The organism is Elusimicrobiota bacterium (assembly GCA_026388075.1).
GTDB lineage: Bacteria > Elusimicrobiota > Endomicrobiia > Endomicrobiales > JAPLKN01 > JAPLKN01.
In genome coordinates this window covers 1-12,504 of record JAPLKN010000033.1, presented here as the reverse complement: position 1 = coordinate 12,504, position 12,504 = coordinate 1, and the positions used below count along the sequence as shown (strand labels likewise).

Annotated in this window: 12 protein-coding genes; all 12 read left to right on the top strand. The window is 38.5% G+C overall.

The annotated features are described in order from the left end of the window. Nucleotides 1-2,196, top strand: a 2,196-nt coding sequence (locus tag NT145_01520) for a DNA translocase FtsK 4TM domain-containing protein (protein ID MCX5781375.1), incomplete at its 5' end; no start/stop codon positions are given. Beyond that, complete coding sequence (locus tag NT145_01515) at nucleotides 2,180-2,851, top strand: outer-membrane lipoprotein carrier protein LolA (GenBank protein ID MCX5781374.1); 672 nt, start codon at nucleotides 2,180-2,182, stop codon at nucleotides 2,849-2,851. The genes NT145_01520 and NT145_01515, both read left to right, overlap by 17 nt. 16 nt (nucleotides 2,852-2,867) lie before the next feature. Then, a complete protein-coding gene (locus tag NT145_01510) occupies nucleotides 2,868-3,089 on the top strand; it encodes a helix-turn-helix domain-containing protein (protein MCX5781373.1) in 222 nt (73 codons plus the stop codon). After that, the gene (locus NT145_01505; GenBank protein ID MCX5781372.1) at nucleotides 3,086-3,526 is read left to right on the top strand and encodes a DUF4115 domain-containing protein; all 441 of its coding nucleotides are present in this window, start codon (nucleotides 3,086-3,088) and stop codon (nucleotides 3,524-3,526) included. Before NT145_01510 ends, NT145_01505 begins: the two co-directional genes overlap by 4 nt. Nucleotides 3,527-3,614: 88 nt before the next feature. Continuing rightward, nucleotides 3,615-4,919: a 30S ribosomal protein S12 methylthiotransferase RimO gene (rimO, locus tag NT145_01500; GenBank protein ID MCX5781371.1), complete on the top strand. Its 1,305-nt coding sequence runs from the start codon at nucleotides 3,615-3,617 to the stop codon at nucleotides 4,917-4,919. Between the two features lie 420 nt (nucleotides 4,920-5,339). Next, nucleotides 5,340-5,957, top strand: coding sequence for a CDP-diacylglycerol--glycerol-3-phosphate 3-phosphatidyltransferase (gene pgsA / locus NT145_01495; protein ID MCX5781370.1), 618 nt, complete (start codon nucleotides 5,340-5,342; stop codon nucleotides 5,955-5,957). Further along, on the top strand, nucleotides 5,954-6,409 hold the full coding sequence (locus NT145_01490) for a phosphatidylglycerophosphatase A (protein ID MCX5781369.1): 456 nt from the start codon (nucleotides 5,954-5,956) through the stop codon (nucleotides 6,407-6,409). Before pgsA ends, NT145_01490 begins: the two co-directional genes overlap by 4 nt. 1 nt (nucleotide 6,410) lies before the next feature. Then, the gene (locus NT145_01485; GenBank protein ID MCX5781368.1) at nucleotides 6,411-7,046 is read left to right on the top strand and encodes an MBL fold metallo-hydrolase; all 636 of its coding nucleotides are present in this window, start codon (nucleotides 6,411-6,413) and stop codon (nucleotides 7,044-7,046) included. 42 nt (nucleotides 7,047-7,088) lie between these two features. After that, nucleotides 7,089-7,964 carry a site-specific tyrosine recombinase XerD gene (gene xerD / locus NT145_01480; GenBank protein MCX5781367.1) on the top strand — a complete coding sequence of 292 codons (876 nt, stop codon included), beginning with the start codon at nucleotides 7,089-7,091 and terminating at the stop codon, nucleotides 7,962-7,964. A gap of 527 nt (nucleotides 7,965-8,491) precedes the next feature. Then, nucleotides 8,492-9,673 (top strand): ATP-binding protein, encoded by a 1,182-nt coding sequence (locus tag NT145_01475; GenBank protein MCX5781366.1) that lies wholly within the window; start codon nucleotides 8,492-8,494, stop codon nucleotides 9,671-9,673. Nucleotides 9,674-10,245: 572 nt separating this feature from the next. Then, nucleotides 10,246-11,736: a hypothetical protein gene (locus NT145_01470; GenBank protein ID MCX5781365.1), complete on the top strand. Its 1,491-nt coding sequence runs from the start codon at nucleotides 10,246-10,248 to the stop codon at nucleotides 11,734-11,736. A 407-nt stretch (nucleotides 11,737-12,143) separates the two neighbouring features. After that, nucleotides 12,144-12,504, top strand: a 361-nt coding sequence (locus NT145_01465) for a hypothetical protein (GenBank protein ID MCX5781364.1), incomplete at its 3' end; no start/stop codon positions are given.

Sequence of the window (12,504 nt, the reverse complement as noted above, 5' to 3'; positions counted from 1 at the left end):
CAAAGAGCAAAAACAAAGAAAAATCTTAGCGGCGAGATTAGAGGTTTCCTATTTCTTCTGTTCGCATTTGTAATAGGATATTTTATAATTATTCCCGAGCAGTCGGGAGTTTTAGGCAAAGGCTTATCAAAATTTTCCTTCCTTGTTTTCGGACACGCCTCATATATTATTCCGTTAGTTCTTGCGTGGCTCGGCATAGTATACTTGAGCCTTTCATACAAGCATAGACTGCGTTTAGATACAGTCTTTTCATTGCTTCTCCTTTGTTCCGCTTCAGCCTTTTTTTCATTATCCGGCATTGCTTTATACGGCGTTGATTACGGCGGCATGCTTGGCACAAAACTGAATCCTTTATTTTTCAGGCTTTTTGGGAAAGTAATTTCTCTTTTAGTCACATTTCTCTTATCCTTTTATTTTATCACCAGGCTTTTAAGAATTTCAGTTAAAGTTTTGACGATGTCTTTATGGCAAAGGCTTATGCAGGATTTCAAGGAATGGCAGGAGGCAAGAAATGAAGCAAGAAAAACTATTCCGGTAAGAAGGAATACCCAGCAGCCGGCAGTTAAGCCTCAGCCAAGATTTGAGGAACCCAAAGCGGTTCCTATAAAGCCTGTTGAACCTAAAATTATCGTTAAAGAAAATGCCGCGCCTCCGATCAAAAAAACTCAAAGCTCAGAAAATAAAAAAGAATTAAAAATCCTTCCTAACAAAAATGTTTCTTATAAAGGCTATACTTTGCCTGATTTGTCGCTTCTTTCCGACGAAAAAGGGCACGGAATAACTACATCTGAAGGAGAACACCGGCAAAAAGCGGTTCTTTTAATGAAAACGCTGAAGGATTTTGACATAGAAGCAAGTGTTGAAATGATTATTAGCGGCCCTGTTGTGACAAGGTATGAGTTGAGTCTTGCGCCCGGAATAAAAGTTCAGGAAGTAATCTCTTTATCGGAAAATATCGGGCTGGCTATGAAATCGCCTTCTATCAGGATCATTTCGGTTCCTGAAAAATCAATGGTGGGAGTTGAAGTGCCTAATGCAAAACCTGCTGTGGTGGGACTTAAGGGCGTCCTTTCTGGCGAAGATTTTCAGAATTCAAAATCGCTTCTTACGCTAGCTTTAGGCAAGATGACTGACGGTACGCCCTACATTTCAGATCTTTCTTCAATGCCTCATCTTATGATTGCGGGCGCAACCGGCTCGGGCAAAAGCGTCGGGATACACAGCATAATTCTTTCAATTCTTTATAAAGCTTGTCCTGATGAAGTTAAATTCATGATAATTGATCCCAAAAGGGTAGAAATGCCTCTTTACAGGAAACTTCCTCATCTTTACGACCCGAGTGTTCCTGCGGAAAAGGCAGACATTATAACCACTCCCAAAAATGCTTCTCAATCGCTAAAAAAACTCGTACAGGTAATGGAAATGAGATATGAAAAATACGCAAAAGAAATTGTACGAAACATTGAAGGTTATAATGAAAAAATGGCGGAAAAAAACCTGCCAAAAGATTTTTATATTATCGTAATTATAGATGAACTTGCCGACCTTATGGTTGCAGCTTCCAAAGAAATTGAGGATAATGTTCAGCGTCTTGCCCAGATGGCAAGAGCTGTTGGCATTCATCTTATATTGGCAACGCAAAGACCGTCCGTAAACGTTATTACGGGCGTGATCAAAGCAAATTTTCCTGCCCGTATAGCGTTTCAAACAACTTCTAAGGTGGATTCAAGGGTTATTCTTGATACGATTGGAGCTGACAGCCTTTTAGGCAGGGGAGACTTGCTTTTTATGCCTCCCGGCGATTCCCGTCTAATAAGGCTTCAGGGATCTTTTGTTTCGGTTAAAGAAGCGGAAAGAGTTGTTGATTTTATTTACCAACAGAACTTTCCGAAGCAATACGAAGATTTTTTCTCTCATTCTTCCAGCGCGCCGGGCCTTCATCAAGAAAATGAAAAGGAACTAAAAGAACTATCCCTAGCCCTCCAGCTGGTTAAAGAAAGAAAAAGAGTTTCTCAGGATCTGCTTAAGGCGCATTTCGGCTCATCCGCCAGGGCCACGAACATTTTAAGCCTTATGGAGATAAAAGGATTTATCGGAAAACCTGAAGGGACAAACCGCTGGACAATATTTTTTGACAAAATCGATGAATATCTTGATGCTACGATACATTCCGTAAATAATGAACAAATCAATTAATTCTTTTCTGAAATATTTAAGCCTAATTTTAACCCCAGTTTTTTTATTTGCTTACAGTTCGGTTGCCCAGGATTTAAATATCAAAGAAGTTATGCAAAAAATGGAAACAGCTGACGATGCTTTGCATAGCCTGAGATTTAATTTTAAACAAAAGATTGTTTTCCTGCTGACTAACGAGTCTCAAACAAAAAACGGAGAAGCAGTTTTTTCAAAACCGGATAAAATCCGTATAAGGCAGATAAGTCCTGAAGAACAAGTTATTACCGGTAACGGGAAAAAAGTCTGGATATATACTCCGCTTTACAAGCAAGTCGCGGTAGATAAATGGAAAAAGTGGTTAAAAAACGACAATCTTGCGTATACTTTTTTCGGGTACTTGAAAAGTTTTAAAGAATTTGAACAACAATATTTTTTTGAGCTTCAGGGAAAAGAATTAAATAAAATAATAATATTTTTGTCTCCGAAAAAAGATAATTTGCCAAAAATGAAGTTCTGGATTGATGATGAGACTTTTATGCCTGTCAGAAGCGTTATTTACCTTGGAAATGTTGAAATACAGACCGATATGGAAAAAATTGAGAAAAATCCTACTTTAGCCAAGGATGAGTTTAAATTTAAAGTTCCTCCAAAGACAAATATAATAGAGTTTGATTAGTTTTTAATAAAATATTATGAAAGAAATCGGCGATATATTGAAACGAAAAAGAGAAGAAAAAAAATATTCTCTAAGTTATGTTAATGCTCAAACGCACATTCCATTAAATTATATTTCTGCTATGGAAGAAGGAAGTTTTGAGGTTTTTCCTGCGGAAGTTTATTTTTTGGGTTCTTTAAGGCGTTACGCAAAGTTCCTTGAATTAAACGACGAAGAACATTTTACGGTGTTTTATTGAGTACAATTTTAATATTTTTTATCGGAATTTTTATTTGGATTAGCCAGGAAATTTCAGTCCCTTCCATTAAATCCAGATTCTTATTACTATTTGATGCCGGAAAAACTAAAATATCTGTTACTAAACCCGATTCCGTAAAAGAAGCCGTTGAAAAAAGCGATATTTTAACTCTTCGCATTCAAAGCATTCACGATACATGGATTAAGGTTACTACGGACGAAAAAATGGTTTATGAAGGAACTTTGCTTAAAGGAACCGAACAGGAATGGAAAGGAAAAGAAAAATTTTATTTGAGCATAGGATATGTCCCGGGTATTAAGGCAAGTTTAAACGGGAATCCTATTGACATTTCAGTGGGAGCAAAAAAGGATATAAATGCTCTTGAAATTACAAAAGACAGTTTAAATAGTCTGAAATTTTCGGAAACAAACCGATAATGAAGCTCCCCGCCTTCATCCCCCCTGCTTCGTTTAGCGAAGCAAAACGAGGGGGGTATTTGGCGAAGGAGAATAAATTCTTCAATAAATGTCTAAAATATGCATTGTTACTTTAGGCTGCCCGAAAAATGTTGTTGAAAGTGAATATATCGCAGGAATGTTAAGCGCTAAAGGATATATTTTAACAACCGATATAAATTCCTGCGATTACGCCCTGGTTCACACCTGCTCTTTTATTCAAGACGCTAAAGAGGAATCAACAGGATTCATAAATGCTCTTTTAAAACTAAAAAAACTGGGAAAAATTGAAAAACTTTTTGTTTCCGGATGTTTGGTTCAATCTGAAAGAAAAAAGATTCAAAAAGATTTTAAAGAAGTTGACGGTTTTATTGGAACGGGAGAGCTGGAAAAAATTCCCGACATAATTTCCCGCGGGGAAGGTTTTTTATGCAAAAACCCCGGCGGTCTTTTAGAATCCAAATATCCGAGGTTGCTTTCCACTGAAAACGCAAGCGCATATTTAAGGGTATCGGAAGGATGTAATCATAAGTGCAGTTTTTGTTATATACCAAAAATACGCGGGAATTACGTCAGCAGAAAAATTGAACATATAGTTGAGGAAGCAAAAAGTTTAAGCGAACTGGGCATAAAAGAAGCGGTTTTGATTGCGCAGGACGTTACTTCTTACGGGCTTGACTTGTACGGATATTATGCCCTTCCTAAACTGATTGAAAAAATTTCTGAAATTTCAAAGATAAAATGGATTAGAATTCTTTACGGGTATCCGGCTTCTATCACTAATAAGCTGCTGGATGGTTTTAAAAGATCTAAAAAACTTTGCAAGTATATTGATGTCCCGCTTCAACACGTAAACGAGAGAATTTTAAAAATAATGGGAAGGCCAAAAGGGGCCAAAAGAACAGTTCAAATGATAAAAGATGCTGTTCCCGAAATAGCCATACGCACCAGCATCATTACAGGTTTTCCGGGGGAAACAAAAAAAGAGTTTCAGGAACTCAAAAATTTCATAAGCGAGGGATGGTTTGACCATCTAGGAGTTTTTGAGTACTCGGATAATCAAAAGACAAAGTCTTATTGCTTCAAAAAAAGAATAAACAATATTGAAAAAGCTTCAAGAAAAAATGAATTGATGAAAGCGCAGAAAAAAGTAGTATTGAAGAAAAATATTTCAAGGATTGGAACCATTGAAGAAGTTTTAGTTGAAGAAAAAATATCAGGAAATGTTTTTTCGGGCAGAACTTATTTTCAGGCTCCCGAAGTGGACAATAAGATAATTTTTAATGGAAAAGCAGATATTGGTTCTTTTGTAAATGTTAAAATAACCGGCCAAAAAGGGTATGATTTAATAGGGAAACAAGTTTTATCAAAGTGATCTTTAGTGTATTACTTTGAAAATCTTTTTGCGAAACAGGGGAAAGTTGCGGGGCTTTCCCGCCTCGACCCATAGGGTCTATGGACCCGAGGGCCCCTGCACCCCCGGATTACTTTTCTTTACTTGCCTAAAGAAAAGTATTCAAAAGAAATGCACCCCGTGAGCTCCGCCGCGGCGGACTTCCGCATTCTTTATTTCAGGCGGTTTTTCAACGGTTCGGCAGGCTCACCATCCTGAGCTTGTCGAAGGACTCGCCCCTTCGGCTCCGGCCAGGAAGGGGCTCAAACACGAAAAACCGAAAACTTCCTAAAAAATGCTCGACCCAAAATCGGTTCAATGGGGAAAAACTATAAGCACGACTATTAGATTTTACATTTTTAGTTAGAAAAAAATATAAATTGCGAATACGGATAAACTTCTATGAATCTGGCAAATCAACTGACTTTGTTAAGAATATCTCTTCTTCCGGTGCTTATACTTTTTATGTATATTGACAATCTTTGGACAAGAATCTGCGCTTTAATAATTTTTATCGCGGCGGCGCTTACCGATATTTATGACGGGATAATTGCACGGAAAAAACATCAGGTAACAACTCTTGGGATTTTTCTTGATCCTTTAGCGGATAAACTTATAATGTCGGCAGCATTTATATCTTTTGTGGGATTAAAAGAACTTCATATCCCTGCCTGGATGGTAATAGTTATTACATCAAGGGAATTCATAATCACGGGCTTGCGCTCGGTGGCTGCTTCAAAAAACAAAATTATAGCAGCAAGTAAAACCGGAAAACTGAAAACCACTTCGCAGATAACTTCAGTTATTACCCTTATGCTTATTTTGATTATAAATTCAGCTCTTTGGAATTTTTCAGGAATCAGGCCGATCTATTTTCTTGCATCGTCCGGAATAACTTATTTTCTGGGATGGTGTCTTGTGAAACTTCCTTATTGGCTTATGTTTATTACGATGCTTTTTACAATTTATTCCGGTATTACTTATCTTATAGAACATAAAGAACTTCTTAAGGAAAAATGAGAACCATTGTTTTATTGTTAGCTTCCGGTTTTGGTACAGGATATTCTCCCATAGCTTCGGGAACAGTAGGGTCTGCGCTTGCTGCATTACTATATTGGTTTGTATTTCCCAAAAATTATCTGATAGTTTTTCTTATTTCTGTCGCGGCTTTTATTATTTCAATACCGGTATCCACTGAAGCTGAAAAAATTTACGGAAAAAAAGACGATTCTCATATTGTGATTGACGAAATAGTGGGATTTTGGATATCAGTTCTTTTTCTGCCATATTCTTTTAAAATATTAATAGCGGCATTTTTTCTATTCCGGCTGTTTGACGTAATAAAACCTTTTTATATCAGGAATGCGCAGAAACTTCCCGGCGGATGGGGGGTTGTTATGGATGATATTTTTGCCGGTATTTTGACAAACATGATTCTTCAAATAGCAGTTAGGATTTTTCATTTGGCTTGAGATGAATAAAAGCGGTTTTTCAGTTCAAAAAGTAGTGGTTGGTTATTTTGAAACAAACTGCTATATTATTTTTGAAAAATCATCAAAAAAAGCCTTTATTATTGATCCCGGTGCCGACGCAGATTTAATAATTGGAAAGGTGAGTTCTTTGAATCTTATGCCAAAAGGAATAATTAATACTCACGGCCATATTGACCATACCGGGGCTAATTCTGAAATAAAAAGCAGTTATAATATTCCAGTTTATATTCATAAAGATGATGAAAAATTTCTTTATGATTCTTCATTGAATGGTTCAGTTTTTTTCGGTGAAGACAAAAAACTTCCTAAGGCGGACGTTATTTTATCGGACAGCGAAATAATAAAGGAAAGTCCTTTTGAGTTTAAAGTAATACATACTCCGGGCCATACGCCGGGGGGCATTTGTCTCGTTATTGAAGACATTATTTTTACCGGAGACACTCTTTTTAAAGGCTCCGTAGGAAGGTGGGACTTACCTGGCGGCAGCGAAAAAGAACTTAAAAACTCATTGAAGATTTTAAATAAATTCCCTAAAGAAATGATAGTTTTTCCGGGACACGGACCCGAATCAACACTAAAAGAGGAATTTGATACCAATCCTTATCTGATTAAGTAAACCTTTGGCCGATAGCCACCGGCGGCCAGTTACCAGAAAAAAATGGAAAACTATTTAAAAGAATTTTCCGCGTACATTGTAGGCGAAAAAGGCCTTTCGCGTAATACCGTGCTTTCTTATCTGTCAGACCTAAAGCATTATTTCAAATTTCTTGAAAAAGAAAATAAAAATATTTCTAACATTAAACATCAAAATCTTACGGACTTTTTCTGGCAAAAAAAACTTGACGGGCTTAAGCCCCGTTCCATATACCGGTTAATAGAGTCCATAAAACAATATTATCGGTTTCTTGTCTCGGAAAAAATAATAACCGAAAACCCGACCTCTTATATTGTTCCTCCCAAAATACCTTCAAAATTGCCCGGCCAGCTTTCATTTGATGAAGTGAATAATCTGTTGAACGCGATAAACGGAACAAAAGAAAGGGATATAAGAAATCGCGCGATGGTTGAGCTTCTTTACGCAACAGGATTAAGAGTTTCGGAACTTGTAAATCTAAAGATAGAAAATGTTGACATGGAAAGAGGGTATCTAAAAGTAAAAGGAAAAGGGAATAAGGAAAGAATTGTGCCGATTGCCCAGAAATCAATTTTATCCATAAAGAGATACCTTGAAACGAGAAATAATGAATTTGCTGATAATTCAGATCTTTTTTTGAGTAGGCTTGGGAAAAAAATATCCCGCATTGAATTTTGGCGCCAGCTTAAAAACTACGCAGCAAAAGCAGGGATATCAAAAAAAATTACTCCTCACCTTTTAAGGCATTCTTTTGCGACGCATCTTTTATTAGGAGGCGCTGATTTGAGGTTTGTTCAGGAAATGCTCGGGCACAGCTCCATAACTACCACGCAGATTTATACCCATGTGGATAGGGAGCATTTGAAGGAACTGCATAAGAAATATCATCCCCATGGATAGGAACAGTAGATAGTAGGTAGTCCCGCAAGGCGGGACTCCATGAAACATAGATAAGGAAGTCGTAGACAGGAGACAGGGAAACGGCGAAAAACCATTAATTTATAGGAAGAGTCATACTGAACTTGCCTGCCCGCCGTGCCTGCCCCGCTGATTTGGTTTCACCTGTCCCTGCGCTTAGTTTCCATAGGAAACTGCAGTGGAAAGAAACCATGCGGGGGGAGGGGTTCAGGATCTTGAAGTTGGTTTAGTAGCTTAAAGCCCAGATACTGAATAAATTCAGGGTGACAGAATTCCGTATAGCGTATAGGAAAGGTAAAAGAGCAGGCTAAAGCCTGCGGCTGCGGATAAAAAATGTTAGAGCGCAGTGTAGGCGCATCCTTTAGTGTCGGGTGTTGGTGCGGTTTCAATAGTTATCAGTCAAAGGGATTGACCATTGTATGCAAATTGAATACAGAACTTTTAGACAATGACCTTGCAGAAGGCGCCTGTAATATCGTGCTAATTTAAACCTTGACTTTGAATTAGCAATGTATTATAATCTTATTATGATAAAAAGAGCAATTGAATCAAAGTGCATTGAACTGGCAAAGCAATATCCGGTAATAACAATTACCGGGCCAAGACAGTCCGGTAAAACTACTCTTGCGAGAAAACTTTTCCCTGATAAGCCGTATATAAACTTTGAGGATCCCGACAACCGTTCCCGCGCAAAAGATGATCCGCGCGGCCTGCTTAAAGATTTACCCGACGGGGCGATCTTTGACGAAATTCAGCGGGTACCTGAAATACCCTCTTATTTGCAGGGAATAGTGGATGAAAAGAAGAAGAAAGGGATGTTTATCCTTACGGGTAGCCAGCAATTTGAAGTGTCGCAGACCATAAGCCAGTCTCTTGCCGGAAGGACGGCTTTGCTTAAACTGCTTCCTTTGAGTTATCATGAAATATCTGAGGCGGGGAAATCCGGCGGAGCTGGTCTGGAAGAATTTTTATTAAAAGGGTTCTATCCTCAGTTATACAAAGAGAAAATAGATACTCTTAGCTATTACATGAACTATTACGAAACATATATAGAACGAGACCTGCGTCAGTTGAGCCAGGTTGAAAATCTGCATACATTTGACAAATTTATTCGCATGCTTGCAAGCCGCATCGGTCAGATAGTCAATTACAACAGCATTGCCAACGATGTGGGTGTTTCTCAGCCGACTATACGAAAATGGCTGTCCCTTCTTGAAGCAAGCTATATTGCCTTTGTTTTGCCGCCCTACTTTGCTAATATTGGCAAGCGTTTAATCAAAACGCCCAAAATTTATTTTTACGATACTGGGCTTGTATCATACTTGTTGGGGATTGAAAATCCCCGGGCGCTTCGCCACCATTATTTGAGGGGAGCATTATTTGAAAATTTTGTTGTTTCCGAGTTTTTAAAAAGCAGGTTTAATAAAGGGATGTCATCCAACCTTCTTTTCTTTCGCGATAGAACTGGTAATGAAGCAGACCTTGTCGTTGAAAACGCGTTAAGTGTTGATTTAGTGGAAATTAAGTCGGCCGAAACATATAATGAAAGTCTTTCAAAGGGTATCAATAAAGTAAAAGATATGATTCGCAAAAAAACACGAAAAGCGTATGTTGTTTATGCGGGCGAAAAAGAATTGTCCATAAAGGGCATTGATTATCTGCCCTGGAGAAAAATCCCGACTGAACTTTAATGACACTAAGTTTGTCTAAGGACTTTATCCGTGCCAGATATCGGTTCAGAGTAAAACAGGGGAAGCGCAGGCTAAAATTAGCGGATAGCGGGTAGCGTATAGAAAAATAAAAGAGCGAATGTGGCATTCTAAAGAAAAGCAGTGTTACATTTTGTATATTAAATGGTTTAAAAATTACAAGTACTGATAAATACGAATTTGATTTATTCTGTTTTTCCTATCCCTGCCCGCCGGCAGGCGCGGCGCTATGCGCTAAACGCTATACGCTATTAAAGGCACTTGACAAAAAAATAGTTATTATATAAAATCAAACCAGGAGAATAAGTAAAATATTTGAAGCCATTTGATCAGTTGGAAAATCAGTTATTAAGATTGGTAATGATTGTAATTTTTATTTGAATCAAAACTTATCTGATTTTACCGGGGGATAAAATGGCTTTTTGAATATACCCCAAGCAGGTTAGGGGGCAAGATTCACTAAAAAGGAGGTGTTCCCAAAATCTAAGATTGCAGTAATTTATAGAATTGCAGTAGAAAGAAGATGGGGGGACAAATTTTAGTGGAGGTAATAAATGAGAAAATTATTAGCATTAGTTGTAGCACTCAGTTTTATTGCCGGGCCATTGTTTGCAACGCAAACAAGAGTTAACAGCCTGGGAATTCAAAACTGGATGATTGAAGAAGATGACAATCTTCTTTGGATGAACCCTGCAAGAACAGCAGATTATTCAAAGCAGGTTTGGGTAGAAGCATCTGACACTTTGGGTGTAAATGTTAACGGTGCTGCTGCCAGAAATTGGGGCGGAGTAACTGGAAAATGTCCCATTCAAGACGGTGCAACCATAGGCTTGTTTGTTAACAGGCCTTATTGGGGAAGTATGCAAAATGCAGTTCCGGCAGTTGAAGCAGCAGCTATGCCTGGGTATTTTCATACAGCTTCTCCTTTTACCCCGAATGTTGGGGCAGGAAACCCACTTCCCAGTGCAAATACTCAGTTAGATGTTAATGGCGCGGTTGCTCTTCCTACCAGATTTGAACTTCTATATGTCCTTCCTTCTATGGGCAAAATGAATGTCGGCGCGCGTTTAAGCTCTGCCGGCGATACACAAAATGAGTCTTTGAAATTGGTAAATAATCCTGGACCTGGTGGAGATGCGGAATGGACCGACAATAGAAGCGCTCAGGATACCAATGTAACGGTAGGCGCAAAAATATCGGATGCCGGCCCTTTTGCAGTTCTTGATGCTGTCGTAAGTTTGGATATGCCGTCCGCAAAAGACACATTCACAGGCGATAGGTACCAAAACGCCGTCCTTGGGACAATAAGAAAATATGATTGGGAATTAAAAGTTGCTCCCAGCATGAATATCGGTATTACTGCCCGCGGAAAATTGGAACTCAAAGGCAATCCTTTGATAGTCTATTTGAATTATAACAATGCTGACTATACGAGCGATTTGACAGTCAAAACTGACGGAAACAATAACGGTGATTATATTGACGCCGGAGATACCAATTATACTCAGAAAAGAACCCAGACTCAGACAACAACAATGATCGGCGCTGCGTATAATTCACAAATGTCCAAAAAGACATTGCTTATCGTTGGCGGAGGCCTCCGGAACCAGGTTACCGTATATGGTTTGGAAACAACCCCTGCGGATGCGGCTTACGGTCAAGCTCTAGTACAGGAAGACTGCAAAACAACAACAACAAATATGCAAATTGGAGCCAATATAGGCGTAGAGCATATCGTTTCTAAAGTTGTAACAGGAAGATTAGGTGTGCGTCAGCTTATAATGGAATCAAATAACATTGATCTCACCGACAAAGCTTATTCAAACAGCGGAACAGCTTTTGTGCAGGATGCCAAAGCTGATCAAACAACTCTGACTGAAAACCTAGGCGCAACAGTGGTTACCTATGGTGTAGGTATAAATGTCCTTCAAAACCTTACCATTGATGCATTAGTTGCTCAGGAAATTCAGTTTACAGGCGGATTTATTTTCAGCGGTGTAAATCAAAAATACATCACTCAAGTTACCGCAACCTATAAGTTCTAAACTTTAGGTTTTTTGAAAAAAGTTTTACGAAAAAACCCTCATGACGAGAGTTATGGGGGTTTTTTCTTTATTCAGATTCGCACCGCTCCTGTCGGCGGAGTTTCGGTGACTCAAAGAGCCACCTCGGGTAAGTCTTTGGACCCCAAAGGGGAAGAGTCTTACCTTCGGTATCGCCACTCCCGAGGAGTCTCTCAAAGAACCTCCGAGGTGAAAAAGAAAAAAGCACCTGCGAGCGAGGAAGAGGGAAGGGTGAGGGTGAAAAGGCAAAAGGCTTTTCTCTAAACGCTCTACCTGCCTCGCCGGCAAGGCGGGCGCCATCCGCTAATATTGTTTGATTATTTCTTTTTTTTTTAATATAATCATTACCTTAAATTTTAGAGGAATTCGCTTTATAATAAAGAAACTTAATGTTTAAAATAATCAAAAATATCACTCTTTCTTCAATCATAATTTTGTTTTTTGCTTTGTGTCTTTTTGCAAAAGAAAACAGGCTGAACGGGATACGTTTCATCGGCCTCAAGAATGTAAAAGCTAAAACAGTAAAATCCGAAATCAAATCTAAAGTAAAAAAACCTTATCTTGAGGAAAAAGTAAAATCAGACATAAAGGCTCTTATGGAGCTTGGATGTTTTGATGATGTGGAAGTCTCCATTGACACGAATACATGGAATCTCGCTTTTTTCTTTAAAGAAAGACCCAAAATCAGCGAGATAAATTTTAAAGGAAATAAAAAGCTTTCCAAAGGCAAATTAAAGGATGAAATGGCTT

Coding starts and splice junctions, on each gene's coding strand:
- NT145_01515 (MCX5781374.1), top strand. CDS start 2,180: ATGAACAAATCAATTAATTCTTTTCTGAAATATTTAAGCCTAATTTTA.
- NT145_01510 (MCX5781373.1), top strand. CDS start 2,868: ATGAAAGAAATCGGCGATATATTGAAACGAAAAAGAGAAGAAAAAAAA.
- rimO (MCX5781371.1), top strand. CDS start 3,615: ATGTCTAAAATATGCATTGTTACTTTAGGCTGCCCGAAAAATGTTGTT.
- pgsA (MCX5781370.1), top strand. CDS start 5,340: ATGAATCTGGCAAATCAACTGACTTTGTTAAGAATATCTCTTCTTCCG.
- NT145_01490 (MCX5781369.1), top strand. CDS start 5,954: ATGAGAACCATTGTTTTATTGTTAGCTTCCGGTTTTGGTACAGGATAT.
- NT145_01485 (MCX5781368.1), top strand. CDS start 6,411: ATGAATAAAAGCGGTTTTTCAGTTCAAAAAGTAGTGGTTGGTTATTTT.
- xerD (MCX5781367.1), top strand. CDS start 7,089: ATGGAAAACTATTTAAAAGAATTTTCCGCGTACATTGTAGGCGAAAAA.
- NT145_01475 (MCX5781366.1), top strand. CDS start 8,492: ATGTATTATAATCTTATTATGATAAAAAGAGCAATTGAATCAAAGTGC.
- NT145_01470 (MCX5781365.1), top strand. CDS start 10,246: ATGAGAAAATTATTAGCATTAGTTGTAGCACTCAGTTTTATTGCCGGG.